The organism is Streptomyces sp. NBC_00162, from assembly GCF_024611995.1.
Classification (GTDB): domain Bacteria; phylum Actinomycetota; class Actinomycetes; order Streptomycetales; family Streptomycetaceae; genus Streptomyces.
The window spans coordinates 940,426-965,596 of the sequence record NZ_CP102509.1 but is presented as its reverse complement, the minus strand read 5'-3'; the positions used below and the strand labels follow the sequence as shown (position 1 = coordinate 965,596).

The following is a 25,171-nucleotide window of genomic DNA, read 5'->3' as shown; positions in this document are numbered from 1 at the left end:
GCCTCCCGGCGGGGTCCCCGACCCGTCAGCCCGGCCCTGCCCGCCCGTCCCCGGACTGCCCGGTGATGCGCTCCAGGTCCGTCATGAGCGAGTCCAGCCAGGCCGCGGCCCCGTAGTACAGGGTCGTCGCGCCCGGCGGCTCCGCCGCGAATCCGTCGGATTCCGGATCCCGCAGTGGCACCGGCCCCTCCGGGGTGTCGCCGCTCGGGTCCAGGCGCGCCGACACCAGTAGCATCCGTCCGGCCACCCGGTCCCCGAGCCGGGTCACCGTTGCCGCAGGCTCCCGTCCCAGGGGCGGTACGTCGACCCGCTCGGGCGGTGCCAGCAGCCGGACCGCCCCCACAGCGTGTGGTGGCCGGCCATCAGCGTCGCCTGCCAGTCCTGCCCGGCGGAGGTCACGGCCGGTTCCTTCGGCTCGGACTGGAACTGCGCGTATGCCGACTCCGCCAGGATCACGGCGTGCTGCAGCGAGCGGTGTCCCGGCGCGGCGAGCACGGGCTTGCGCACCCCGCCCGCCGCGAGCTGGGCGGTCGTGGCCACCACGGCCTCCGCCGCGCTGCGCAGCATCACCGCCACCGAGCGCCGCAGCTCGTCCTGCGCGCCGCGGGGCCAGGCGAGCAGCCCGAACACGGCGCCGATCGCACTGCCGGTCAGCACGTCCAGCAACCGGACCTCGGCCAGCTGCCAGGTCGCGGGCGCCAGCTGAGCGAACACCAGGGCGACCACCAGCGTGAACATCGCCTGGGCCCAGCCCACCCCTTTGACCGGACCCAGCGTGAAGGCGACCAGCATCAGCGGCGGCAGCGCCGCCGCGTACACCGTGGTGTCGGTCCCCACCAGCGCCAGCAGCCCGGCCACGATCAGGGCGCCGATCAGGGTCCCGGTCAGCGCCACCCGCACGGTCGACCGGGTCTCCCGTACGGTCGTCCGGGTCAGGGTCAGGGTCGCCAGCAGCACCCAGAACCCGTGCGGCAGCGAGTCCGCCCCCGCGATCACCCGGGCCGCCGCCAGCGCCAGACTGATCCGCACCGCGTTCTGGAAGAACACCGACCGCCCGCCGGCGTGCCCCTCCAGCCGCCGCCACCACAGCTGTGGTGCGGGTGTGCTCGCGTACCAGAACCGCCCCGGCGCCGCCCGCGCCGCGCCCGCCCGGCCCCGTACCGCGATCCATGCGGCCGTCGACATCGCCAGCGCGGCGTCGGCCGCCTCCAGCACCGCCACGTGCCGGCGCAGCACCGCCGGGGAGGCGCCGGCGGCCGGGCCTGCCGCCAGGGCCGAGCGGGCCCGCAGCAGCTCCGCGTGCGCGTCCCCGGCGGGGGCCCGGCCGCGCAGCAGGACTGCCGTCTCCTCCGCCGCGTCCCGTACCGCGCGCAGCGCGTCCAGCCCGGCCCGGCTCGGATCGGGGCCCGCGGGGACCGGCGGCAGCAGTGGCAGCCTGCTCAGCAGGGTGCGGAGGGACAGGCCGGTGTGGGTCAGTGCCCGGTCCCGTACGCTCGCCCCGGCCGGCCGTTCGGCCTCCGGAACCAGCGAGGACCGCAGCCCTGTACTCACCTCCCGCGCCTCCCGCGAGGTCCCGTCGGACAGCGTGCAGGACGCCCTGGTCAGCTCGTCGGCGCACCGCTGCGCGCTGTCGGCGGCGCGCGCGGCCAGCTCCCGGTAAGGCACGGTCGGCGGATCGGGCAGCAGGAGTGCCTCCGCGACGACGAGGAGCGCGAGGCCCGTCGTCGCGCCCGCCAGCCGCTCGCCGAGCGAACCGGGATCGTACGGCGGGAAGGACGGCAGGATGTACATCAGCTGCAGCCCCGGTGCGGCTCCCGCCGGGCGCGGCCCGCCCACGGCGGTGAAGGCCAGCGCGAAGCCGACCACCAGCATCCCGAGGGCCGCGCTCCAGGTCCGTACGGCCAGATAGGTGCCGATCGTGATCAGTACCCAGCAGGCGGGCACCAGCCGCAGCAGCATCGCGGCGCGCTGTCGGCCGGTACCGGGGATGCGCGACAGGCCCGCCATGGCCACGGCGGCGAACACCGCGTAGGTCGCCGCGACGGCCGACCCGAAGCCGTACAGGAACAGGTAGAAGCCGGCACTGCCGGCCAGAGTGACCCGGACCGACCGACGCGCCGCCGCCCGGTAGGCGGCGGGCAGCCGCACCCTGGGAACGCCAGCCATGCAACCAGCATCCCCCGGCACCGGCCGCCCGGCACGCGGCGGCCCGCCCGGCCACCGATGGCGCCCACACGGTGCTCACCTCCGGCGCGTACGCGTGCTGTACCTCGCCGCTCCACCCGGGCGCTCACGAGGAACCGGTCCGTGCTCCCGTCCGTGCTCTGGAACGGAAGGTGGCGGGCTCGTGGTCGGTGTGCAATCGGCGGAAGGAGTCGCCGAGATGGTGCTGGAGCCGGCTGTGGCGGAACTGGTAGACCGCACCGGTCCGGCGCAGTACTCCCCGTCGGTAGGCGTCGTCGAGGAAGGCGACCGTGTCCCAGGGCAGCTTGCCGGTCAAGGGCAGCCAGACGCGGGTGAGGATCACCCACTGGCCCCACGCGGTGAACGCCAGCGCGTAGGAGAACGCGCCGCCCAGTCCGCCCACCGCTCCGATGAAGAACCCGTCCAGCAGCTTCCAGCTCAGGGGTCCGACGATGTTCTGCATCAGGGCGACGAAGAGGAGGCCGCCGAGCGCGATCGCGAGGGTGACAGCCGGCACGAGCACGAGGACCTGCCGGCTCACCGTCGCACGGTTGGCGGACAGCAGGCCGGCCGGGGTGGCCGCGGAGGCGATGTCCAGGGGCGCCTCGAGCACGGCCAGGAGCCCGTAGGCCAGTCCGGCAGCAGAGCCGAAGATCAGCCCGTAGCCCAGCACGTTGATGAGCGTGCCCTCGATCAGCGTGCCGCTGGTCAGCGGGATCTGGTTGTACAGCACGCGTTCCAGAGTGGTGGCGCACGCGCATCCGGCGCCCATCACGAATCCGCCCAGCAGCCCGGCCACGAACCGGGAGGTGAAGGTGCGCATCGGCCCGCGGCCGACGTGGGTGCGGATGTCGGTTCCGGGCAGTCGCAGTCGCAGTCGCAGCTGCACACGGGCCGGTTTGAAGGCCGTTGTGCCGAACCTCTGCATGAGTCCGTACACACACCCGAAGGCCAGGCCCGCGATGGGCCCCATCAGGGCTCCGTCGACGAGGACCTTGCCGAATGCCGCGGCGATGCCGCCCCCGAGGTAGTGGACGAACAGGCCGACGCACCACTCGGCCACGGTGATGGACAGCGTGCAGGTCAGCGCGACGGCGATGACGCGCGTCGAGGGACGCAGCGAGTCGCCGATCCGCCACCAGGCGAGATCCTGCCGATCGAGGTCGTTGAGCCGGGCCAGGTGGTGGGCGAGGTAGCCGAGCCAGCGGTGGACCTGTTCGGGATCGCGGTCGGGCTGCCGGCGGGGGTGGCCGCCGGTGGACCGCACGGGGGCGCGGCGCCGGTAGACCGTCGGCACGAAGCTGGCCAGCAGGTGCTCTTCGAGGGAGTGTTCGGTGGGGAAGCGGGTGGTGTCCAGCAGGTCCGCCGGATCGATGTCCGAGGCTTCGCTGTAGATCGTCCGGGCCAGGATGACCATCAGGGGGTACTGAGGACCCTCGCGAGGTTCCTGCCCGCCGGAGTGTCCTGGGTGCGCAGCGCCTCCAGGACGACATCCCACACATTGGCGTACCGCTCCTCCCGGCCGCTTCTCCGGCTGCTTCCCCGGGAGTTGACGGGCCTGGAGGTACGGGGCAGGTAGTCCGTGAGGTCTCCGGGGGTGAGGTCGACGAGTTCGACACCGGCGGCCCAGACCAGCGGGGTGCCGGCCTTGCGGACCACCTTGTCGAACTCCTCCCGGCGGCTGGTCAGTACGAGCGGTATCGAGGTGCTGTTGAGCGCCTCGAGCGCGTCGGGCCGCAGGCCTTCCGCGATCTCGTCGAAACCGTCCAGCACCGGCAGCACCAGGTTCGCGTCGACCAGCGCGGCGGCCAGCGTCGAGCCGCCGGGGACCCGCTCGACGAGATGGGGGTGGTCGCGGAGCAGCAGGCCGATCAGCCAGTCGTGCAAGGCGGTCGTCGTCGGGTCCCAGGATCCGAGGCTGAAGATCACCGGAATCGGGTGCCCCGCCTCGGCAGCGGCCGGAGCCGGGGTGGCCAGGAGGTCCAGGACGAACCGGATGGTCAGGATCGACTTGCCCGAGCCGGCCCGCCCGAGGACCACCAGCCGGCCGGACGGGATCCGCCGGTAGACGTCGGCCACGCTGTGCAGATCACCGTTCAGGTCGATGGGGCCCGCTGTGGCCCCCGGTGGAAGCCGCCGAACGTTCTCCGGACGATCCGTCAGTACTTCGGGTGCATCCTGCCATCGCACCGGCAAGGGAAACGGATCGTGGACCCGGCGCTGTTCCTCTTCGATCTGCCAGCGACGAGTGATCTCGTTCGCCAACTCCTCCGCCGCGCGGGCGAGGGCGCCCGGAATCCGCCGGGATGGGGAGGCAGCCCCGGAAGCCGATGCGGAGACGGGTTCGGGCTCGGGTTCGGGTTCGGAAACCGGCTCGGGCGAGGTTTTCGCGAGTGCGGCCGCCAGCCGCAGGCGCTCCTCCGGCCCTGCCCCCAGAGCGTCGGCGATCTGGTTCACCGTCCCCAGCCGGTGATCGGTGGACGTGCCGGTCTCCAGCCTGCGGATGGTGCGCACGCCCAACTTCGACCGCTCCGCCACCTGTTCCTGTGTCAGCCCCGCCTGCTTGCGGAGCGTGCGTAACAGCGTGCCGAGCTGATCCGCCACTTCGGCGCCCTCTCTGCCTGCGGGTACGGCCGACGGCGAGCCTACCGTGACGACCGGTCATATGTGGCCGGTGTCCTGGCCTGTTCGTCTGAGCAGCAGGAACCGCAGCATCGGTGGTGCCCGGTCATCACCCCGGGCGGTGGCCGCGGCGACGCACGCCGCGAACCCGATCCGCATGAGGAGTCGACATGGCGTACCGCCACTGGTGCGGCGAGTGCAGTTACAAGACGGCGTGGCTCAGCGAGTCACAGAGCGAGGAACAGCAGATCCAGCACTACGCCAAGCAGCACCCCGGAGTTCCCCGGGCGGCAGCGTGGAGGTCAACAAGAGCGATCCGAGCGGCGGCCTCGGATGTCTGCCGATGCTGGGAATCCTGGTCGTTCTGCTGATCCTCGCGGCGTCCTGCCAGCGCTGAACCACACCACGCCCGGGGCTTCCTGGTCCTGGTGCTCCGCAGGGACAACCGGAAGGAAAACTTCATGAAGAACAAGGGACGTACGCCGCTGGCGCTGGCCGCTGTCGCACTCGCGACAGTGGGTCTGACGGGATGCGGCGGCATCGAAGGCAAGATCGGCAACTACGACCGCGTGCCGGTCTGGGAGAACGCGGACCCGAAGGGACAGGAGCCGATCGCGCGCCTCACCATCCTGACACCGGTGACGGTCGAGTGCCACGAGCCCGGCAAGGTGGATGCCCAGGGAATGGGCTACGGCGGGAGCTACAAGGTCTCCTACGACGGCGGGTCGGGATACATCGACGACAGCACATCGATCATGAGCGACGGCGGAGAGGTCTCCCCCGAGCGCGTGCCCGAGTGCTAGTCGCAGCTCCGTGTCCGGGGGAGACGCAGGTCACATCTGCTGCTGTCACATAGTGGCGGGCTGTCCTGTCAGAGGTGTGTCACCACCGACAACGACAGAGGAGGCAGCCACCATGGGTGCTCGTTTGAACGTCCTCGGCAGCCAGACGGCCGGCAAGTTCCTGAAGCACATCATCGCGGCGGGCCAAGTGGTCGCGGCTTCGCCGCTGCCCGCCGCGACGCAGGAGCTGGTGAAGATCCGCGCGAGTCAGATCAACGGCTGCGGGTTCTGCACGGACATGCATGTCAAGGAGGCCGTCGTCGCCGGTGAGACGTCGGCGCGTCTTCACCTGGTCGCGGTGTGGCGGGAGGCCACGGTCTTCACCGAGGCCGAGCGCGCCGCGCTCGAGCTGACCGAGCAGGGCACCCGCATAGCGGACGCGGCCGGTGGGGTCCCGGACGAGGTCTGGGAGAAGGCGGCCAAGCACTACGACGAGGAGCAGCTCACCGCACTGGTGTCGCTGATCGCCCTCATCAACGCCTTCAACCGGGTGAACGTCATCGTCCAGCAGCCCGCCGGCGACTACCAGCCCGGCCAGTTCGGGTAGTCGAAGCTGCCAACTCCGGTGCCTGCCTGGCTCTTTGGTGCGCTGTTCTATCATCAGTTCGATTTCCGCCGTCCCTGTCGCCACAGGGCCGGCGGAAAACGATTCTTGATGAGAGGGCAACGAACACTTGCGATTGACAGGCAAGCACCGGAAATCCATCGTTGCCGCGGCAGCGGTGGCGGCGATCGTGGGAGGTCTGCAACTCCCCTCGAGCGCTTTCGGCACCGAGGACACAGGCGACAACCCGCCGGAGGCCGCGAGTTCGCAGCCGGCACCGTCGGCCGAGGAGGCACCCGACTCCCACGCGGAGGACTCCGCCACCTACAGCAGCGACAGCACGGTCTTCAAGGACGGCGTCATGTCGCTCGGCGCACAGGCGTCCCCACCCGCGACGAGGTCGGCCGCGGTCGCCGCACCCGCCGCTCCCGAGGCGCCCCAGGGCGACGGGTGGAAGCTGAGCGGTGCCACCAAGTGGCTGCAGACCGGCTACACGATCAAGTTCTACGACCAGAAGTCCGCGGACTGGCTGGCCCCGTACGTGCAGGCATCCGCCGCGGACCTGCGGCGCATCACGAACCTGCCGGTCACCGTCGACACGAAGCCGGTCGGCTGGAACTACGCCAGGCCCAAGGGTGAAGTGGTCATCGGAGTCCTGCACCGCCCGTGCGTCCCGCCCGCCGATGGCGGCAGCATGGGCAACACGGGCTGGAAGGTGGTCCACGACGGTTCGGGCAGTGCGAACCTCAGCTGCGGCTTCACCAGTTCCTCCGTGGCCGCGACCGTCACCAGCGGACACGCCTACATCGACGACGAGTTCTTCACCACGGCCGGCAAGCCGACCGCCGCCATGGGCGAGACGTACATGCGCAACCACGTCAGCCACGAGCTCGGACACACCCTGGGCCTGGCGCACGCCAACCGCAGCCTGAACAAGAGCGACTGCGTCAAGGGAACCGACTCCGGCCAGTTCCCGGTCATGTGCTCACCCACGTACGCCTACCAGGACAAGCGGGCGGGCACGTACGTCCAGCAGTTCGACGTGCAGGGCCTGCGCCTCCTCGCGGCCGGCGCCGGCGCCGTGCTGTCCCCGCAGGGCAAGGTGACCGGAATCGGCGCCAAGTGCCTTGACGTCAAGGGCGGAAAGGCGGTCAACGGCACGCAGATCCAGCTCTACACGTGCAACGGCTCCGCGGCGCAGTCGTGGATCGTGGGCAAGGACGGCACGTTCCGCGCGTTCGGCAAGTGCCTGGACAACGCGCGCAGCGCGAGCACCAACGGCAACAAGATCAGCCTCTACGACTGCAACGGCTCCGCCGCGCAGCGCTGGTCCGTCAACGCCAAGGGTCAGATCGTCCACGTGGCGTCGGGCAAGGTCCTCGACGTGACCGGCGGCGCGACCGCCAACGGCACCGTGGTCCAGCTCTACACGGCGAACACGAACAAGCGGCAGGTCTGGGTCACCCCGAAGTAGCCCCGGCCCCCACCCCGTCCCCGTGCGCCGTGCGCCGTGCCAGACGGTGCGGCGCACGGGGAACCGGACGTGTCAGGCGGTGGCGCCGGGCTGTTCGCCGAGCAGCCGTGTGCGGAACAGGTCGAGGACCGTGTCCAGCGCCTGCCGTGTGGGATGCCCGGGCTCGTCGACGAGATGCTCGGTCAGCACGGAATGCGGTGCGAAAACGCCCTCGGGGTTCGCCGTGCTGTCATCCAGCTCGATCGCGACGAACGCGTCGCCGAGCTCGCGCCGCAGGTGCGCGAACCGTTCCCCGGGGACCAGCCGGTCGCCCCGGAACCGCAGCCCCAGGACCTGGAGTCCCTCGCGCTCGCAGCGCGCGCGGACGACCGCGAGGTCCCCGGGGCTGATGTCCACGGCGCCGGCACGGCTCGCGGTGCAGGGCAGCGGTAGCGAAGGCTGGGACAGCACCGGGGCGAGGAGACGTTTGTCCGTCGCCATGGCCAGGGCGAATCCGCCGGTCAGGCACATGCCGACGGCGCCGACTCCGGGGCCGCCGCAGCGCTCGTGTTCCTCGGCGGCCAGCGCGCGCAGCCACTGCACGACCCGCGAACTCCGCCCCGTGGCCAGCAGGGTGAACTCCCGGCTCACGCAGACCCGCCAGAGCGACGAGGCCATGTAGCGTCCGGTGCTCGGCCAGCCGCGGGCGGCGGGGTTCGCGTCACGGCCCGGTGTGCCGAAGAGCACCGGCAGTACGGCCGTACAGCCGGACGCCGCCACGTGCTCGGCGAACTCGATGACCTTGGGGGTGATGCCCGGGATCTCCGCCATGATGATCACCGCAGGGCCCGTCCCCCGGCGCAGCACCTGGCGGGAGGCGCCGTCGTGGGTGAACGTGCTCTGTGTGAAGCCGGTCAGTTCGTGGTCTGCCACGGGCTTGTATCCTCCCTCAACTCACCTGGTCCACCCGCAAGTTACACCGGTGGCCTCAGGAGATTACGTACCACTGGCTGGCCCAGCCGGTGTTGATGGTGCTGGTGGACTGCTCGGCGAGGTTGACGGTGGCCGGCAGCGAGGTCTGACCGGTCAGGATGGTGCTGTACCGGAGCAGTGGCGGCGCCAGACCGGCGTTGACGGAGATGCCGGCCCCGGTCGACTTCAGGGTGAGGGCATTGGTGGCCCAGTTGCCGTTGAGCAGGAGAGCGATGAAGTAGGTTCCGGGCGCGGCGGTGAACGGCTTGGCGAGGGGCAGCGGCTTGGCGATCGCTTCGGTCATCAGCTGGGGCGAGATGTCCGCGGTGGCCGCGAGCAGGGTGCCGCGGGCGTCGTACACGCCGAGTTGGCAGTTGGCGAGCTGGGCGTTCGGGTCGATGCCCGCCAGGCCCAGCCAGATGTTCGACCAGGTGATCTCCTCGCGCAGGACGATCCGCACCAGGGTGACCCGCCCCCGACCCCCGCGGCCGTCTGGGCGGTGACGTGCCCCGCGTCATTGGGGTCGCCGGTCCACGCCAGCAGGTTCTGATCCTGCGGCCGGGGCCCCTCGTACCCGGACCCCCGCTCGGCGCGGGCGCGGAGGCTCCGGACGTCACCGCCCCGCCCGGGCGCCCGCCCGGTGCGGTGCAGCCGGCCAGGACGAGCAGCGCTGCGAGCGCGGCAACGAGGCCGGTCGTGGCGGTGGTGGTGCGGGTGCGCATGGTCCCCCCATGAAGCGCGGATGTATCGACGAGCCATGGTCACACAGGCCACCGGCACGCAAGCCCCTGGCCCTCGTCGCGATCGGCATCCGACACCTGACCGATAACCTGGCCGCTGAGCAGGGCGGGCCGAAGTGGCCGAGTTCCCGCCGGACATGTACCACTTCACCGTGTCGGCCCGCTGGCAGTGGACCGGCACGGTGGCGACCGGCGCCCACCTGAAGACCGAACCGTCAGAAAGAGGTCAACGATGACCAACCTCGCCCTCAACCTGGTCCGCACCGCGGCGGCCAACCCCGACCGCACCGCGATCCAGTTGGACGGCCTGGCGCTCGACTACCGGTCGCTGGACGAGCGCAGCGCCCGCGTCGCCGGCCGGCTGGCCGCGCTGGGCGTCGGGCCCGGCGACCGGGTGGCGATCCTGCTGCCGAACATCCCGCACTTCGCGGTCGTCTACTACGGCGTCCTGCGGGCCGGCGCGGTCGCCGTCCCGATGAACCCGCTGCTGAAGTCCGCCGAGATCCGCTACAGCGCGGGCGACTGCGGCGCCCGGCTGATCCTGGCCTGGGGGCCGGCGCTGGCCGAGGCCGGTGGCGCGGCGGCGGAACTGGGCATCGACTGCGTCGACGTGACCGCCGAAGAGTTCGGTGCGGCCCTGGCCGCCACCGAGCCGCGTACCGAGGTCGTCGACCGGGACACCGACGACCTCGCCGTGCTGCTCTACACCTCCGGCACCACCGGGCGGCCCAAGGGCGCCCGGCTCACCCACGGCAACCTGGGCAGCAACACGGCCGCCGTGGCACGCGTGCTGGACATGTCGGCGGCGGACACGGTCTTCGGAGGCCTGCCCTTCTTCCACGTCTTCGGCCAGACCTGTGGTCTGAACGCGGCGGTCCTCACCGGCGCCCGCGTCACCCTGCTGCCGCGCTTCGACGCGGCGAAGGCGCTCGAGATCCTCTCCCGTGACCAGGTCACGGTGATGGAGGGCGTGCCCACCATGTTCCTGGGCCTGCTCGCCGCCGCCGAAGCGGCCGGCTCCACCGGCCTGACCGGCGACGGCGGCCTGCGGCTGAGCGTGACGGGCGGCTCGGCGATGCCCGTGGAAGTGCTGCACCGCTTCGAGTCGGCGTTCGGATGCCCGGTCGTCGAGGGGTACGGCCTGTCCGAGACGGCCCCGGTGGTCACGTTCGGCTCCCTCGACGGCCCCCGCAAGCCCGGCTCGATCGGCACCCCGATCGACGGCGTGCGCGTACGCCTGATCGACGACGAGGGCAAGGACGCCGCCGAGGGCGAGGTCGGCGAGATCGCCGTGCAGGGCCCGAACGTGATGCCCGGCTACTGGAACCGCCCGGAGGCCGACGAGGCCGCGTTCGCCGACGGCTGGTTCCGCACCGGCGACCTGGCGCGGCGCGACGAGGACGGCTTCTACTTCATCGTCGACCGCAAGAAGGACCTCGTCATCCGCGGCGGATACAACGTCTACCCGCGCGAGATCGAGGAGGTCTTCTACGAGCACCCGGCCGTCGCCGAGGCCGCCGTCGTGGGGGTGCCTCACGAGGTGCACGGGGAGGAGGTCGCCGCCGTCGTCACGCTGAAGCCGGGCGCCGAGGTCACCGCGGACGAACTCCGCGCGTTCGTGAAGGCACGGGTGGCCCCGTACAAGTACCCCAGGGTCGTCCAGCTGGTGCAGGGCCTGCCGAAGGGCCCCACGGGCAAGATCCTCAAGCGCGAGATCACGATCGAGGACTGACGGGCTGCGGAAGAATGGGGCCGGGCGCCGGGGGAGTCCCGGGGGCGGCGAGCATGGCAGGGGGCGGACGGTGTCGAGGTCGATCCGGCGGTGGTCGGTGGCTGGTTGGGCGGTGCTCGTCCTGGCGGGCGGTGCGGCCACCCTGTACCTGGAGGACCCGGGAAGCGCTCCGGCGCAGCCGCAGCGATGGGAGCGCCCTGCCGCACCGGCGGAGGACCCGGTCCCGTGCCCGAGCCTCAGCCCGGACGCCCCGGACACCCGCCGCAACTGCACTTTCTGGGAACGGGGATAGGCCACTCCGGGGGCGCGCGGCTGTGCGGCGCGTGCCCGCCGAGTCCGACTTCGCGCTCCGGCGAATGGCGTAACGGCCGCTGGGCCCGCGCTCACCATGATCAATAACCTGACGCCCGGCGCGTGCCCTCGCGCCTGTCGGGCGGAGAAGGCGAGCGCCCAGTGAAACTCCCGATGTTGCAGCGCATGGCCTGGTTCACCGCGGCGACCGCGCTGCTGACGATGCTCGCCGCCGCCCCGGCAGGCGCGGACGGGGACTGGCAGAAGGTCGGCGGCGACGCCCGCAGCGGTGTCAGCGGCCTGGCGTACGAGGGCCGTACCGAAGACGGAACGGGAGTGCACGTGCTGGCCGTGCACGACAACAAGCGGTCCGGGCGGCCGCGCCTGTCCCGGATCACCCACCGGGAGGGCTCCGACGGCCTCTCGCCGCTCACCTGGGACGGGGCGGAACCCGTCGACCTGGAGGCCATCGAAGCCATTCCCGGGATGCCGGGGGAGTACCTGGCGCTCGTCGGGCGCGGCATCGTCTACCGCCTGAAGGTCACCGGCTCCACGGCGACGGTCGTCGAGTACGCGCCACTGCCGGCGATCGGCGAGGGCGACGACTTCGAGAGCCTCGTGCTCGTCGCCCAGAACGGGAAACTCGCCGCCCTGTGGGCGGACCGCGGAGCCGGCGCGGATCGTCCCGCGACCTTGTACGCGGCGCCCCTGACCTTCGCCTCGTGGGGGCAGCCGCTGTTCGGCGCCGTGGCGCGCCGGGCCTTCCGGGCGGTGTACCCGACCGACGGCGGCACGCGGCACATCTCCGACATCTCGGTGACCGGCTCCGGCCGGATCATCGTGAGTTCGGCGGCGGACGCGGGTGACGACGGCCCGTTCGACTCCGCAATGAGCGACGCGGGCCGGGTACGGGTCACCCTCGCGGCGCCTGCGACCGTGCTCGGGACGTTCCCGCAGTACAAGGCCGAGGCCGTGGAGTGCCTGCCCGGGTCCGCCGAGGCCCTCCTGGGCACCGACGACGAGAACTTCGGCGGATACGTGCGCTCCATGTCGTTCTGCGGATCCTGACCCCGGTCACGGGGCAGGTGACGCCATACTCGACGCATGTCTGCGCCCGAACGGTCGACGTCACGTCAGGTCTTCAAGATACCGGCGATGATCTTTGCACTCGCCGGCTTCGCCCTGATCCTTTTCGAGGCGGCGCGGGGGTGAGCTATCCGAGGTGGGTGTACCCGGCTGCGATCACCGTGATGCTTGCCGTCCTCGGGGCGGCGTGGCTCTTCCGTGAATCCGTGGGGTCCGGCCTGCGGGATCGGGTTACTGCAGAGCGGACCACGGGTCAGCGGCCGCCTGCTCTGAGTTGGACCGTCGTGCAACTCCTCGTCTTTTCAGCGCTCTTGTCGTGGTACGGGATGCGCAACGTCCTCGGCATCTACGAGATCAGCGGTCGCCTGGGTCCGCAGGACGCGCCCGACATTCTCGTTGCCGGGGGTGCGATCTCGGCCTTCCTGACGGCCGTCAGCCTGGCGGTATCCCGAGTCCTGCGCGCGGACGGTGCGCAGCGACATGCGTCGGGGCAGGGAGCGCAGGCGGAGCACGAGGGCCGCGCGCAAGAGATCCGAGCCGAATACGAAGGCCGGGCGGCTCAGGCCAAGGCCGAGTACGAAGGCCAGGCGGCGCTGGCCAGGGCCGAGTACGAGGGCCAGGCGGCGGTGGCCAGGGCGGAGGCTGCCCGCCGGAGGGCGGACGCCGAGTATCTGCGGGCGGAGAAGGGCATCGACCCTCTTCCCGTCCAGGGCCCGGACTCTTCGGGCCCTCCGGCCATCGGGCCCGCGCCGGGCCCCAACGGCGCTCCCGGCTCGGCACCTCCCGCGCTGCCTTCCGGATCGGATGAAGCCGAAGCGCCCTGAAACGCGCCTCGGCCTTCCCAGAACGGGTCCGTTCAGGGGCGAGAGCGCAGGGGGTGGTCCGCCGGGACCTCCACGATCGCGATGTGCACGCCGTCGGGGTCGGCGATCCACATCTCGATCAGGCCCCAGGGCTCGCGCCGGGGAGGCCGCAGCACCTCGGCGCCCCTGCTGCGCAGATCCTCGTACGCCGCCTGCACGTCCGCGACCTGGAGCCACAGCCGGAGCCCGGGTGCGGGCGGCGCCTCGGCGCGGCCCGACACCTCGAGGAACCCGCCGCCGAGGAAGTAGACCGTCCCGCGCTCGGGGCCGGTGCCGAACTCGCGGTAGACGGCGAGCCCCAGGGTGTCGCCGTAGAAGACGCGTGAGCGCTCGGGGTCAGTGGGACTCAGCAGCATCCTGCTGCCCAATACGTGCACCATGACACCACCTTGGCGTACGCGGCGTCCCGCCGGAGCCGACACGGCCTTATCGTCGGAGCATGGTACGCAAGCGCGTGATCGTGTCGGGGACCGTGCAAGGCGTGTTCTTCCGGGACACCTGCCGCCGTGAGGCGCTCGCACAGGGGGTTTCGGGCTGGGTGCGGAATCTGCCCGACGGCGATGTCGAGGCGCTGTTCGAAGGGGGCGAGGGCGCCGTCGCGGCGATGGTGCGGTGGGCGCGTACGGGGCCGCCGGCGGCCGAGGTGCGCGCCGTCGAGGTCCACGAGGAGACGGCCGCGCCGGAGGAGCTGCGCGGCTTCGAGGTACGACCCGGTCCCCGGGACGCGGGCTGAGCCCGGTCCGCGCGTGGTGCGGCGCGGCGCGGCGGGCCATACCGTGATGTGGTGCGCCTTGCCTCCACTGCCGCCGCGGCGGTTCTCGTGCTGTGCACCGCCACCCTCGCCTGCACGGCCGCCCCCTCGATCCCGCCCAAGGCCCGTGTCCAGAACCACCCCGAGCTGGCCGCCGAGGTGGTGCGGGTATCGGCCGCGGCGCTGGGCGTCACGTACCGGCCGGGCTGCCCGGTCGGCCCCGACCGGCTGCGGCTGATCCGGATGAACCACTGGGGCTTCGACGGCATGGTCCACCGCGGTGAACTGGTCGTCCACGAGCGGGCGGTCAACCCCCTCCTGCGCGTGTTCGGCAAGGCGTTCGACGCGGGGTTCCCCATCCGGCGCATGCGGTCGACCGCGGCCTACGGCGGTGACGACGTCCGGTCGATGGCAGACGACAACACGTCCGCCTTCAACTGCCGGCAGGTCACCGGCGATCCCGGCCGCCTCTCACGGCACGCCCACGGGGACGCCGTGGACGTCAACCCGGTGGAGAACCCGTACGTGGACCGGCGCGGCATCCCCCGTCCGGCCGACGGCCGCCCGCATCTGCGTCGTGACCGCCCCATCCGGGGCATGGTCCGCCCCGGAGACGTCATCACCCGGGCCTTCGACGAGGTCGGGTGGCACTGGGGCGGCGGCTGGTCCAACCCCGACTACCAGCACTTCTCGGCGACCGGCGGCTGAACGGGTTTGCGCCGGGAGCACCACAACGCCGGACCCCCTGACCCCGTCTCACTCCGACGGCACACCCCGGTCGCGGCGTCGGCGCAGGCGCCCACGCAGGCCGCCGCTGCGCCGGCTGCGGGTGTGGTGGTCGAGCTCCTCCAGCAGGCGCTGGGAGCGTTTGTCCACGCCCAGTTCGTCGAGGACCCGGTCGATCTCCGCGAGCAGTGCGCCGTGCAACTGCCACTGCGCCGGGTCCTCGCCGATGTCGGCGAGCAGCAGGTCGGCGAGCCGGTCGCGGTTCGCCCGGGCCACGGCCAGCTCCCCGTCAGGCGGGCCTCGGCCTCTTCCGCGTTGGCGCTGACCTGCGCGGTGATCAGCTGGGCGAAGCTCTCCACGGCGACGGCCGTGTGCCTGAGGACCTGCCGCAGCGCGATCGTCGTCTCGGTCGTGAGGAGCGGACGGTCGGGGCGGGCCTTGGCCAGGTCGGTCAGCGTCCGGCAGGCCACGCGGAGCACCACCGCACAGATCTCCAGGGTGTCCAGGCCCGTCCGGAGCACCAGCCGGAAGAGTAGGCCCTCCTTGACCCGCGGATTGAGGCGGAGGCTGTCCTCGGCCTGCCGGAGGGCCGCGTCGACCTGCGCGACGTCGTTGTCGAGCCGGCGTGCCTCGTGCAGCCGGGCCGCGGCCTGCTCCACCTTGACGGTCCCGAGGGATTCCTCGCCGAGGTGGTTCAGCAGCCGGCTCATGCGCGCGGCGAGGTCGGTGATCGCGGCACCTGCCGGGCCGACCCAGAGGGGCGGCGCGACGAGCAGGTTGACCAGCATCCCGACCGCTGCGCCGATCAGCGTCTCCAGCACCCGGTCCCAGGCGGTGTCCGCGACCTGGGTGACACCGAGGACGAGCATCGCGCTGATCGCGACCTCGGGGACGAACTCGTCGACCCGGACCAGGTGGCCCACCACCAGGGAAGCCAGGATGAGCAGCCCGAGGCTCCACCAGGTCAGGCCCACCAGCACGCTGAAGCCGATCGCGATCAGGACGCCGACGACGACGGAGTTCACCCTCCGGATGGCGGTGGTCAGCGTGGAGTAGAGGGTGACCTGGACGACGAGCAGGGCGGTCAGCGGTGCGGTCAGCGGGCTCGGCTCACTGCTGAGGCGGAGCGCGACGACGTAACTGATGACGGCCGCCGCGGTGGACCGCAGGGCTTGGACGGCGACCGGCTCGCGGCGGCGGTGAGCGATACGGGCGGCGAGGCCGCTGATCATTTCCGGCATACCTGCGCGCATTCCCCTGGCGGAGCCGGGTGACGCGGTGCGGGCGGTATTCGACACCCCGGCGGCGGTGAAGCACACGTGTGAGCGCACGCGGGCCTCACCACACCCGGCGAGTTCTTCTCCGACCCGCGGCTCACGGGGGCGCCGCAGCCGGTGAGCTGACCCCGGGGGTGTCTTGTCCGTCGCCGGGTCTGCGGCTCCGTGACGCGGGTGAGGGACGCCGCGTGTCAGGCGTCGAAGCGGTGGCGGGAGGCCTCGATGTGACCGAGGTACAGGTGGGTCCAGTCGCACAGTCCGTCGATCGTCGCCCGCAGGGCCTGGCCCGGCTCGGTGAGGGTGTATTCGACCCGCGGCGGTACGACCGGGTGGACCTTCCGCTCGACCAGGCCGTTGCGCTCCAGCATGCGCAGGTTCTGGGTGAGCATCTTGTGGCTGATGCCCTCGATCTCGTTCCGCAGCTCGCTGAAGCGCAGGGTGCGCTCCCCGAGAGCCTCGATGATCAGGAGCGCCCATTTGTTGGCGACGTCCGAGAAGATCTCCCGCGCCAGAGAGTCCGCACGCCTCAGGTCCGCGTCCTCGGGCGAGCCGCTGAGCTGTTTGGTTCCCATCAGGTTCCCCAGTCACCGAAAAGTGCGTTCTTCCATGTCAGCGGCCACTCTCCTACGGTTCCTGAGTAACCGCAAGAGAGCGGCTATCTCATGGCAACGGAGGCACGCAGCATGGCCATCACCCTCGTGAACCCCACCGGATTGCCGGAAGTCGACGCCTACCGGCACGTGTCGATCGCGACCGGGTCGAAGCTGGTCTTCATCGCCGGGCAGGTGTCCTGGGACGCCGACGGTGTCACGGTCGGCGAAGGCGACCTCGCCGCTCAGGTCGAGCAGTGCTACGTCAACGTCGGAACCGCCCTGGCCGAGGCCGGCGCTGCCTTCGACGACGTCGCGAAACTGACCGTCTACGTCGTCGACTGGACCCCCGACCAGATGCCCCTGCTCATGGAGGGGCTCGGCCGGGCCGCCGCCAAGCTGGGGGTCACCGCGACACCGCCTGCCTCGCTGCTGGGCATCGCGGCACTGGACGTACCCGACCACATGGTCGAGATCGAAGCCGTCGCCGTCATCGACTGAACGGGAGTCGTCGGGGCCCAGGCGCGCGCGGGCGTGGACCTGGGCCGGACCGATGTCTCCCCACGCCCCCAAGTCACATGCCATGATGCTGAGTTATGAACGAGGGGGAGGGTTTGGCGAACAGGGCTGTCCGCATACGCCTGGGACAGGGTGCGAGCGCGAGCGATGTCGGAGCCCTGAAGGCGTGGCTCGAACGCGAGCACAAGCTGGAGGCGCTCAGGAGCAGCGGCGACCTGGAGATCAGGGAACGTGCCGGGGCCGAAGAGCACGCCGAAAGTCCGATGGGGGCCGGGCTGGAGATCCTGCTGGTCCTGGTCGGCATCGCGGGTCCCAAGATCTTCGACGAGGTGTACGAGCAGGCGAAGAGCGGGGTACGGGCGTGGCGGGAGAACCGCCGCTCCGTGGAGCGGGGCGAACCCCCGGAGGTCGAGGTCGTACCGGACGGCGACGCGAGGTAGCCCGGTGGCGCGATTCGACCCGCGCGGGAGGGTGAACCGGGCGCTGCTCGTCGGCGTGCCCGCGTACGAGTTCACGCAGCCCGGCCATCCCTTCGGCGTGCCCGGCGACCTTGCGGCGGTCGAGCACAACCTCGTCGGACTCGAGGCTGCGCTGCGCGCGGGCGGGGTGTTCGGCGAGGACGAGATCGGGGTCTTCCGGCCGCGCAACGTGGACGCGTTCGACCGTCGCCTGGACGACGCCGTCGACGAGGCCGAGGGCCTGCTCCTGCTCTACTTCTCCGGGCACGGCGCCGTCCCCAGCACCGGTGACGAACTATGGCTGCTGATGCGCGCGGCAACGATCGTGGCGGGTACGGAGTCGGTGTTCCGGGGTGCCGTTCCCTGGAAGAGCGTCCTGACCGTGCTGACCCGCACCAGGGCGGAGCACGTGGTGGTCGTGCTCGACTGCTGCTACGCGGGCAACGCTTCGGCGGCCTGGGACGCGCTCGACACCTCCCAGCGCCATCGCATCTCGCTCTTGATGAGCGTGCAGGCCAACAACCGGATCGACGCAGGGGACGACGCCACCCCGACACCGTTCACCGGGGAGCTGATACGCATCCTGCGGGCCGACGGGCACGGCACTGCCGTGGCTCCCGTGGCTCCCGTGGCTCCCGTGGCTCCCGTGGGCTTCAGGGAGCTGGCGGAGCGGTTACAGGCGTACATGTCCGTGCATCACGAGACGCTGCGCGAGCCCCCCGAGCCGTGGGAGCCGCAGAGCCGCCCCGCCGCCTCGGGAACGGACGTGCTGCTCGCGGCGGGCCCCGCCGACGGCGCGAGCGCGGCGGATCCCGGGACCGGCGGCCACGAGCTCCAGGGCGAGGACCCCGGGACACCCGTGACCGCCGTGACCGCCGTGACAGCGGTGACAGACATGCCCTCGCGGAACCGCCGGTCGCTGTGGCCGTTTCCCGGAGGGCGCCGCCCGCGCCGGACCGGCCGTCGGCGCCTGACCGGCAGGACCCGCGCGGTCGCGGTCACCGCCGGGGTGCTCACCGTGCTCGCGGGTCTCGTCCCCGCAGGGTTCCTCCTCGCCGGGGACCTCCTCGGCGACGGGCTCCCCTGCAAACCTCCGCTCGAACTCCGGCTGCTCACCGACCCCGACATCGAGGCCACCGTACGCAAGGCGACGGAGGTGTACCTGGTGTCGGACGCGAACCGGACCGGTGACGGCTGTCGGCGCAGTGGCATCACCGTGTACAGCGCCGGCGCCGCGGATGTCGTCGCCGCGTTCCACGACCAGTCCGACCCCTGGCAGCGGCCCACGGCCGAGGCGGTCAACCCGCAGCGGGACATCGGCCCCCAGCCGGACATCTGGATTCCCGCGACCTCGGCGAGCGCCGCCCGGGCCCGCCCGCCCCAGGAGCAGCGCAGCTACGCGGAACTGATCGTCGACCCGGCCCCGTTCGCCTACTCGCCCCTCGTACTCGCCGTGCCTCAGCAGCACGCGGCCGAGGGGGTCGCCGACCGGACCGGCGGGCTCGCGACGCTGATCGACGCACTGCGCACGCGCAACCCGAAGGCGGAAGTACGGCGGCCGGACCCGGAGCACACGGACTCGGGCCTGGTCGCAACCATCGGCTTGTACGGTGCCGGAGGTGCCGGAGGGGTGAACGCGGCCACCGCCGAGGGCCGCGTCGCGCAGCCCGGACCGCCCTCGCCGACCGCCGGGAACCTGCTGTGCGTCCTGCCCGACGACGACTCCGTGGACGACCGCACCGCCGCCCTGGTGCCGGAGTTCCTGATGAAGTCCGGCGTGGACTGCGACAGCACGACGCGGGACCGGCGGATGGCCGCCTACCCCGACGACGCGCCGGGCCTGGACCCGACGTTCGTACAGGTGCGCTGGCAGGAGGCCGGCCGTGACAAGGCCGCGCGGCAGGACGCGGTCGAGCGGTTCCGCACCTGGCTGACCGGTAAGGGTCAGGGCACGGCGGCGGGCGGCAAGGGGAAGGCGGGGAGGAGATCCGGGGCGGGCTCGTCGAGTTCGGCAAGGACGGCTTCCGCAGCGCCGCCGGGGAACACCGGCCCCTCGCCCCCGACCTCACCTTCAGCGAGTTCGGCGCCCTCGGCAGCCTTGGTACCCTCGCCGGCCCCGCCCGCCAGGCCGCGATGGCCGCGGCGCTGAAGGAGTACCGGGAGGCCAACGGGCCCGGACGGGTGCTGTTCCTGCTCGACAGTTCCGGCTCGATGGGCGACCTGTGGGAGGGGCCCGGCGGTGCGCCCGGCATCCTCAAGCAGTCGCTCGGCGGCCTGGGGGAGCAGGACGAGTACGGCGTCTGGGCCGTCGCGGCCGCGCCCGGCGCCCCGCTCGCGCACCAGGAGCTGCTGCCCTTCGGCCGGTACCGGCGCGAGGAAGCCGAGCGTGCCATCGACCAACGGGCCCAGGTCAAAGACGTGGAGGCGGATCCGTACCGGGCTCTGGTCGCGGCCCTGGACGACATGAGCCGGCGCGGCGCCGACGACGACCGTCCGCAGTTGATCGTCTACATCACCGACGACGAGGACAACAACCGGCTGACCGAGGGCGGACGGCTGGACGCCTTGCACGCGTTCGCGCGGGACAGGAAGGTTCCGGTGGTCATGGCATCCCTGGACAGCGGCGGATGCGACAAGGGCAAGCCGGACGCCGTCATCTCCGAGGCGAGCGGCGGGCGCTGCCTGGACACCAGGACCGATCTGGTGGCCGGCCTGCGCAACGAGGTCGCCCGAGCGGGAACAGGAGGCGAAGGATGAGGCCCGGCAACAGACGGCGCCCACGAGCCCTCATCGCGGCCCTCGCCGCGGTCCTCGTCGCGGTCCTCACACTGGGAGCGTGCAGCGGGAGCGGCGACAGCGGGTCCGAGGCCACCGGCCAGCCGGCCGACGCCGGTGCCGGTGCCGTGGAGGGCGACATCGTGGTGGCCAGCGGACGTGACGTCACAGGCAAGGGCGGCATCCGGCAGAAGCTGATCGAGCAGTGGAACCGGCAGCAGGAGGACAAGGGCTCCAGCTCCCGGGCCCGCCTGGTCGAACTGCCGGGCTCGGCGGACCAGCAGCGCAGCCAGCTGCTGGGCGCGCTCCAGTCCGGCAGCGCGGAGTACGACGTGGTCAACCTCGACGTGACCTGGGTGCCCGAGTTCGCGGACGCGGGCCTGGTCCGGCCGCTCCCCGACGAGCTGGTGGACGCCGACGTCATCCCCTCCGTCGCCGCCACGGCCGGCTGGGACGGGAAGCTGTACGCCGTCCCCTTCAACAGCGATGTCGGGCTGCTCTTCTACCGCCGCGACTACCTGAAGAAGGCGGGCGTCACGGACACCGAACTCGGCAACGGCACCGAGTGGTCCACGGTCCAGAAGCTCATCGGCACCGTGGGGGACACCGGCCGCAGCGCGGTGGACGGCTACGAGAAGGGGTGGACCACCCAGCTCGCACCGTACGAGGGCCTCACGGTCAACGGCATCGAGGCACTCGCCTCCGCCGTCGACGGACTCCGCCTCACCGACGACGCCGGCCGGTACACCGGCTCCGTGCAGGACCTGGAAGCGGGGCTGAAGGAGCTGCGCGACCGCACCCAGGCCCCGTACACCCTGGGTGATGCCGGCCGCTCCGACGAGGCCGAATCCCTCGGCGACTTCGCCGACGGCCGAACCGCCTTCCTGCGCCACTGGCCGTACGCCTACCGCACCCTGCACCAGTCCCTGACCGACCAGCAGCTGGGGGTGGCCCCGCTGCCCGGCAGAGCGGTCCTGGGAGGCCAGAACCTGGCCGTGACCACGGCATCGAAGCGCGGCCCGGCGGCCCAGGAACTGATCAGGTTCCTCACCAACCACGAGAGCGAACGCTGCCTGCTCGACGCGGGGTTCGCGGCGACCAGGCTGTCCGCGTACAACGACAACGGCCTGACGTGCCGCGCGGCGAAGCCCCCGGCCCGGCCACCCCGTCCACCCCCTCCGCCGAGAGCACCGACCGCATGCCGCGGGACGAACACGGCCGCCCGAAGTACGCGCGCGACACCCTGCTGCCCACACTGCAGAACGCCGTCCAGCGCCCGCGCACCCCCTGTACGGCGCCTTCACCCAGACCTTCACCACCGAACTGCGCCGCCTCTACGCCGACAAACCACCATCGGACGGGGAACTGGCCAAGGCCCTGCACGCGAAGCTGAAGACCGCCCTGCCCCACACCTGACGAGGGCGCCGCCCCGTGCGGAGCCCTCGCCCGGTCACCGCCCGGCTACCCGATGACGCGGCTGCCGACCTGGAACCACTCGTGCCATTCGCCGTTCCACCAGCTGCTGTAGACCTTGCCGTCCCCACCGACGACGAACAGGTCCATCTGGTCGTCGTTACGGCTCTGCACGGCGATCGGCGCACCCGGCGGGAAGGTGCGGGTGCCGATGGGGAACCAGTCGTGCCATTCGCCGTGCCACCAGTTGCTCCACACCCTGCCGTCCTTGCCCACGGCGAAGATGTCCATGTAGTCGGGATCACGGGTCAGGGTGGCGATCGGGGCGTTCGGCGGCAGGTCGATCGAGCCGATGCGGAACCAGTCGTGCCACTCGCCGTGCCACCAGGCGCTCATCACCGCACCGTTCCGGTCCGTGGCGAACAGGTCCATCTGGTCGTCGTTGCGCGACTGCACCGCGATGGGCGTGAGCGGGGTGAACGTACTGCGGGTCCCGATCTGGAACCAGTCGTGCCACTCCCCGTGCCACCAGTTGCTCCACACCCCGCCGTCGGTGCCGACCGCGAAGATGTCCATGTAGTCGGAGTTCCGGGCCAGTGAGGCGATCGGCGTCTGCGGCGGCAGGACCATCGGACCCATACGTGCCCAGTCGTGCCATTCCCCGTGCCACCAGGCGTTGTAGACGCCTCCGTCCTCGCCGACCGCGAACAGGTCCATGTAGTCCGGATCGCGGGTGAGCGTGGAGACCGGGGTGCAGCGCGGGAAGCCTCGTGTGCCGACGCGGAACCACTCGTGCCACTGACCGTGCCACCAGGCGCTGTAGACGCCTCCGTCACCGCCCACCGCGAAGACGTCCATCTGGTCGTCGTTGCGGGTCTGCGTGGAAACCGGGGTGTTCGGCGGGAAGGTCCGGGTGCCGACCTGGAACCAGTCGTGCCATTCCCCGTGCCACCAGGCGCTCTGGGCCCGGCCGTCGGAGTCGATGGCGAAGACGTCCATCTGGTCCGGATTGCGGGTCTGCGTGGCCAGCTGCCAGGGGGCGTCGCGCGCGGCCTCCAGGGACACCGCCAGCAGGGCCGAGGTGACATCGCCGACGATGAGCTCCATCTCCTCCCAGGGCGGCTGGAAGTCCTTGCCCCACTCGATGACGAAGGAATGGGTCCTCGGCTTGGACGGGTCGGTGAACCTCCGGGAATAGGCGTAGTCGTCGCCGCTCCCGGCGGTGGGATAGAGGGTGAACGCCGACTCGGTCGTGTAGGTCTTGCCCCGTACGCCGGCCAGGGCATCCCGCATGAGACCCGCCAGCCGGAGGGACACGTCGAGATCGCCGGCCGGGATGAACTCGCGGTACACCTGGTCACCGGGGATGCCGCGCATCCCGTGGTGGGCGGAGTTGCGGAAGTTCATCTCAGGGTCGTGCGACTGGCTGTCGTCGTCGCCCCAACTGTGCAGGATGAGCTCCGAGTAGCTGTGCACGTCCACGAACCAGCGGGTACGGCGGTGGAGGTCGAGCGCCCACCTCACGTTCTCCGTCTCCGGCTCGGAGAACGGAGCAGGCCCCTGGTACTGCTGGAGGGGGTCGCACGGGTCGGCCGAGACGTGCGACCTGATCGAGGACTTCGGGGAGAAGGCGGTGCCGAAGTCGAACAGGAAGTCGTAGTTCCTGTTGATGTCGACACCCACGCACTCCGGCCGGCCCTCGGAGCGGGCGGGGTTGCGGTTCCTGCGCCAGAGGGCGTCGGTCATCTGGCTGTAGTGGCGTCCGTCCGGGTTGACCAGCGGGACGATGAGGATGTTGATCCGCCGCATGATGGTGCGCAGGTCGAGGGCGGAGAACGTCCTGTTCCCGTAGCGCAGACCCGACCCGAGGGTACGGGCCCTCAGCAGGTCCGCGGCGAGGTTGATCAGGATCTCGCAGCTGCCCCACTCGCGGGCGTGCACGCCTCCGGTCAGCACCAGGGTCGGCAGGGTTCCGTCCGCGCGGGGGCCCAGCCGCAGGGCGCGGCAGACCCGGCCCTCCACGGAGGGCTTCGGGAGGGTGAGGTGCTCGCAGATGTCCGGATAGGTGGTGGCGAGGTTGCGCACGGCGGCGTCGACCTCGGCGACGTTCAGATACGTCATCGTCCGTCCCCTTCGACGAGGATTCCCGTTCCGGTGGGCACGCTGCCGTCGGCGAACCGGTTGCCGCGGCCGACCTGGTCCTGCCGGGTCAGGCCGGTCTCCGTGGCATCGGCCGTGATCTCCACGGTGGCCCCGCGCGAGCGCACCACCGCGAGCCGGTGCCCGTTGGCGTACGCCTCCACCCGCGCGACCCCGCTCTCGTCGACCCGGACGCCGCCGACCGTGTCCAGCCGCAGTTCCTGGATCAGGGTGTTCAGCAGATCGGCGCCGGAGGCAACGGGGGAGGCGTAGAGCGTCGCGCGCATGACGCGCAGGTCGGGGGCGGCCGCGTAACGGTTGCGCAGGTTCTCCAGCCCCCAGGCGATCTGGCTGTCACTGCCGAATTCGCGGTAGATGCCCACGCCTTCGCGTGCGGCTGCGATGGCCTCTTCGTGGCGGCGGGCGTTCTGGAGGTAGGCGGAGAGGAAGATGAGGGCGTGGGCGAGGTCGAGGCGTTTGCCGAGCCTGCGGAAGATGTCGGCGCGTTCGGCCGCCGCCAGTACGGCTTCGTTGAACTGTCCGGCGTTGGCGTGGCGGGCGGCGAGGTTCTCCAGCCCCCAGGCGAGTTGGAGTTCGTTGCCGAGTTCGCGGTAGATGGCGACGCCCTCGCGTGCCGCGGTGACGGCCTCTTCGTGGCGGCGGGCGTTCTGGAAGTAGGCGGAGAGGAAGATGAGGGCGTGGGCGAGTGCCGCGCGGTCGCCCAGGCGCCGCCGGATCGTCACGGCCTCGGTGGCCACCTGCACGGCTTCGTCGAACTGTCCGGCGTTGGCGTGGCGGGCGGCCAGGTTTTCCAGCCCCCAGGCGAGTCCGGGGTCGTTGCCGAGTTCGCGGTAGATGCCGACGCCTTCGCGTGCGGCTGCGATGGCCTCCTCGTGGCGGCCGGCGCTCTGCAGATGCGAGGAGAGGATGATCAGCGCCCGTGCCAGGCCGGGGCGGTCCCCGGCCTGCCGGCACCGCTCGACCTCCGCCTGGGCCTCCTCCAGGCCGTCCCGCAGGCCCTCGTCGGCGTGGTTGATGTCGTCGGTGTGGTCGGTGTGGTTCGAGTCGTTCGGTTCGGTCATGCGGTGCACTCCCCACTCTGGTGCATCCCTGTGACGCGGTGGTCCGCTCGCATGGCAGCGTCCCAGACCTGTGGGCCAAACCGGCACGAACTAACTCGAACGTGTAATGGGC

The 25,171-nt window shown here is 71.5% G+C and carries 23 protein-coding genes and 1 pseudogene; 13 read left to right on the top strand and 11 right to left on the bottom strand.

Going from position 1 to position 25,171, the window contains the following annotated elements; all coding sequences use genetic code 11:
• Positions 1 to 25: 25 nt before the first annotated feature.
• The 4 genes from JIW86_RS05225 to JIW86_RS05210 form a co-directional block, all read right to left on the bottom strand.
• Entirely contained in the window at positions 26 to 268 is a 243-nt protein-coding gene (locus JIW86_RS05225) for a hypothetical protein (protein ID WP_257552726.1), read from the bottom strand.
• A complete protein-coding gene (locus tag JIW86_RS05220) occupies positions 265 to 2,166 on the bottom strand; it encodes an FUSC family protein (protein ID WP_257552725.1) in 1,902 nt (633 codons plus the stop codon). The genes JIW86_RS05225 and JIW86_RS05220 overlap by 4 nt, the downstream gene beginning before the upstream one ends.
• Before the next feature lie 124 nt (positions 2,167 to 2,290).
• Positions 2,291 to 3,601 (bottom strand): hypothetical protein, encoded by a 1,311-nt coding sequence (locus JIW86_RS05215; protein ID WP_257552724.1) that lies wholly within the window; start codon positions 3,599 to 3,601, stop codon positions 2,291 to 2,293.
• Positions 3,601 to 4,788 carry an XRE family transcriptional regulator gene (locus JIW86_RS05210; protein WP_257552723.1) on the bottom strand — a complete coding sequence of 396 codons (1,188 nt, stop codon included), beginning with the start codon at positions 4,786 to 4,788 and terminating at the stop codon, positions 3,601 to 3,603. Before JIW86_RS05210 ends, JIW86_RS05215 begins: the two co-directional genes overlap by 1 nt.
• Before the next feature lie 479 nt (positions 4,789 to 5,267).
• Here JIW86_RS05210 and JIW86_RS05205 point away from each other — a divergent pair, with 479 nt between their 5' ends.
• From JIW86_RS05205 to JIW86_RS05195, 3 genes are all read left to right on the top strand, one after another.
• Positions 5,268 to 5,609, top strand: coding sequence for a hypothetical protein (locus JIW86_RS05205; protein WP_257552722.1), 342 nt, complete (start codon positions 5,268 to 5,270; stop codon positions 5,607 to 5,609).
• A 112-nt stretch (positions 5,610 to 5,721) separates the two neighbouring features.
• Positions 5,722 to 6,195, top strand: a complete 474-nt coding sequence (locus JIW86_RS05200) for a carboxymuconolactone decarboxylase family protein (RefSeq protein WP_215141051.1) — start codon at positions 5,722 to 5,724, stop codon at positions 6,193 to 6,195.
• Between the two features lie 187 nt (positions 6,196 to 6,382).
• On the top strand, positions 6,383 to 7,666 hold the full coding sequence (locus JIW86_RS05195; RefSeq protein ID WP_257552721.1) for a ricin-type beta-trefoil lectin domain protein: 1,284 nt from the start codon (positions 6,383 to 6,385) through the stop codon (positions 7,664 to 7,666).
• Positions 7,667 to 7,738: 72 nt separating this feature from the next.
• On the opposite strand, the gene JIW86_RS05190 is transcribed toward JIW86_RS05195, so the two are convergent.
• A complete protein-coding gene (locus tag JIW86_RS05190) occupies positions 7,739 to 8,578 on the bottom strand; it encodes a dienelactone hydrolase family protein (RefSeq protein ID WP_257552720.1) in 840 nt (279 codons plus the stop codon).
• 55 nt (positions 8,579 to 8,633) lie between these two features.
• A complete protein-coding gene (locus tag JIW86_RS05185) occupies positions 8,634 to 9,077 on the bottom strand; it encodes a hypothetical protein (protein WP_257552719.1) in 444 nt (147 codons plus the stop codon).
• A 512-nt stretch (positions 9,078 to 9,589) separates the two neighbouring features.
• Between JIW86_RS05185 and JIW86_RS05180 the strand changes: the two genes are divergently transcribed.
• The 3 genes from JIW86_RS05180 to JIW86_RS05170 all read left to right on the top strand — a co-directional run bounded on the left by JIW86_RS05180 (position 9,590) and on the right by JIW86_RS05170 (position 13,290).
• Positions 9,590 to 11,089: a long-chain-fatty-acid--CoA ligase gene (locus JIW86_RS05180; protein ID WP_257552718.1), complete on the top strand. Its 1,500-nt coding sequence runs from the start codon at positions 9,590 to 9,592 to the stop codon at positions 11,087 to 11,089.
• A 477-nt stretch (positions 11,090 to 11,566) separates the two neighbouring features.
• Positions 11,567 to 12,448: a hypothetical protein gene (locus JIW86_RS05175; RefSeq protein ID WP_257552717.1), complete on the top strand. Its 882-nt coding sequence runs from the start codon at positions 11,567 to 11,569 to the stop codon at positions 12,446 to 12,448.
• Positions 12,449 to 12,750: 302 nt separating this feature from the next.
• A complete protein-coding gene (locus JIW86_RS05170) occupies positions 12,751 to 13,290 on the top strand; it encodes a hypothetical protein (RefSeq protein WP_257552716.1) in 540 nt (179 codons plus the stop codon).
• Positions 13,291 to 13,322: 32 nt separating this feature from the next.
• On the opposite strand, the gene JIW86_RS05165 is transcribed toward JIW86_RS05170, so the two are convergent.
• Positions 13,323 to 13,709 (bottom strand): VOC family protein, encoded by a 387-nt coding sequence (locus JIW86_RS05165; RefSeq protein ID WP_215141046.1) that lies wholly within the window; start codon positions 13,707 to 13,709, stop codon positions 13,323 to 13,325.
• Positions 13,710 to 13,768: 59 nt separating this feature from the next.
• Between JIW86_RS05165 and JIW86_RS05160 the strand changes: the two genes are divergently transcribed.
• Together JIW86_RS05160 and JIW86_RS05155 are read left to right on the top strand one after the other, a co-directional pair.
• A complete protein-coding gene (locus tag JIW86_RS05160; protein WP_257552715.1) occupies positions 13,769 to 14,062 on the top strand; it encodes an acylphosphatase in 294 nt (97 codons plus the stop codon).
• Positions 14,063 to 14,113: 51 nt separating this feature from the next.
• Positions 14,114 to 14,788, top strand: a complete 675-nt coding sequence (locus tag JIW86_RS05155; protein ID WP_257552714.1) for a M15 family metallopeptidase — start codon at positions 14,114 to 14,116, stop codon at positions 14,786 to 14,788.
• 48 nt (positions 14,789 to 14,836) lie between these two features.
• Here JIW86_RS05155 and JIW86_RS05150 read toward each other — a convergent pair.
• Positions 14,837 to 16,047, bottom strand: a pseudogene (locus JIW86_RS05150) (FUSC family protein).
• A gap of 227 nt (positions 16,048 to 16,274) precedes the next feature.
• Entirely contained in the window at positions 16,275 to 16,655 is a 381-nt protein-coding gene (locus JIW86_RS05145; protein ID WP_215141043.1) for a winged helix-turn-helix transcriptional regulator, read from the bottom strand.
• A 111-nt stretch (positions 16,656 to 16,766) separates the two neighbouring features.
• Here JIW86_RS05145 and JIW86_RS05140 point away from each other — a divergent pair, with 111 nt between their 5' ends.
• The 5 genes from JIW86_RS05140 to JIW86_RS05120 all read left to right on the top strand — a co-directional run bounded on the left by JIW86_RS05140 (position 16,767) and on the right by JIW86_RS05120 (position 21,897).
• Entirely contained in the window at positions 16,767 to 17,174 is a 408-nt protein-coding gene (locus JIW86_RS05140) for a RidA family protein (RefSeq protein WP_257552713.1), read from the top strand.
• Between the two features lie 113 nt (positions 17,175 to 17,287).
• Positions 17,288 to 17,632 (top strand): hypothetical protein, encoded by a 345-nt coding sequence (locus JIW86_RS05135; RefSeq protein WP_215141041.1) that lies wholly within the window; start codon positions 17,288 to 17,290, stop codon positions 17,630 to 17,632.
• Positions 17,633 to 17,636: 4 nt separating this feature from the next.
• Positions 17,637 to 19,799, top strand: coding sequence for a substrate-binding domain-containing protein (locus tag JIW86_RS05130; protein WP_257552712.1), 2,163 nt, complete (start codon positions 17,637 to 17,639; stop codon positions 19,797 to 19,799).
• Positions 19,784 to 20,407, top strand: a complete 624-nt coding sequence (locus JIW86_RS05125; RefSeq protein ID WP_257552711.1) for a vWA domain-containing protein — start codon at positions 19,784 to 19,786, stop codon at positions 20,405 to 20,407. Before JIW86_RS05130 ends, JIW86_RS05125 begins: the two co-directional genes overlap by 16 nt.
• The gene (locus JIW86_RS05120; RefSeq protein ID WP_257552710.1) at positions 20,404 to 21,897 is read left to right on the top strand and encodes an extracellular solute-binding protein; all 1,494 of its coding nucleotides are present in this window, start codon (positions 20,404 to 20,406) and stop codon (positions 21,895 to 21,897) included. Before JIW86_RS05125 ends, JIW86_RS05120 begins: the two co-directional genes overlap by 4 nt.
• Here JIW86_RS05120 and JIW86_RS05115 read toward each other — a convergent pair.
• Together JIW86_RS05115 and JIW86_RS05110 are read right to left on the bottom strand one after the other, a co-directional pair.
• Positions 21,887 to 23,959 (bottom strand): M14 family metallopeptidase, encoded by a 2,073-nt coding sequence (locus JIW86_RS05115; RefSeq protein WP_257552709.1) that lies wholly within the window; start codon positions 23,957 to 23,959, stop codon positions 21,887 to 21,889. The genes JIW86_RS05120 and JIW86_RS05115 overlap by 11 nt on opposite strands.
• Positions 23,956 to 25,059, bottom strand: a complete 1,104-nt coding sequence (locus tag JIW86_RS05110) for a tetratricopeptide repeat protein (protein WP_257552708.1) — start codon at positions 25,057 to 25,059, stop codon at positions 23,956 to 23,958. The genes JIW86_RS05115 and JIW86_RS05110 overlap by 4 nt, the downstream gene beginning before the upstream one ends.
• Positions 25,060 to 25,171: the final 112 nt, after the last annotated feature.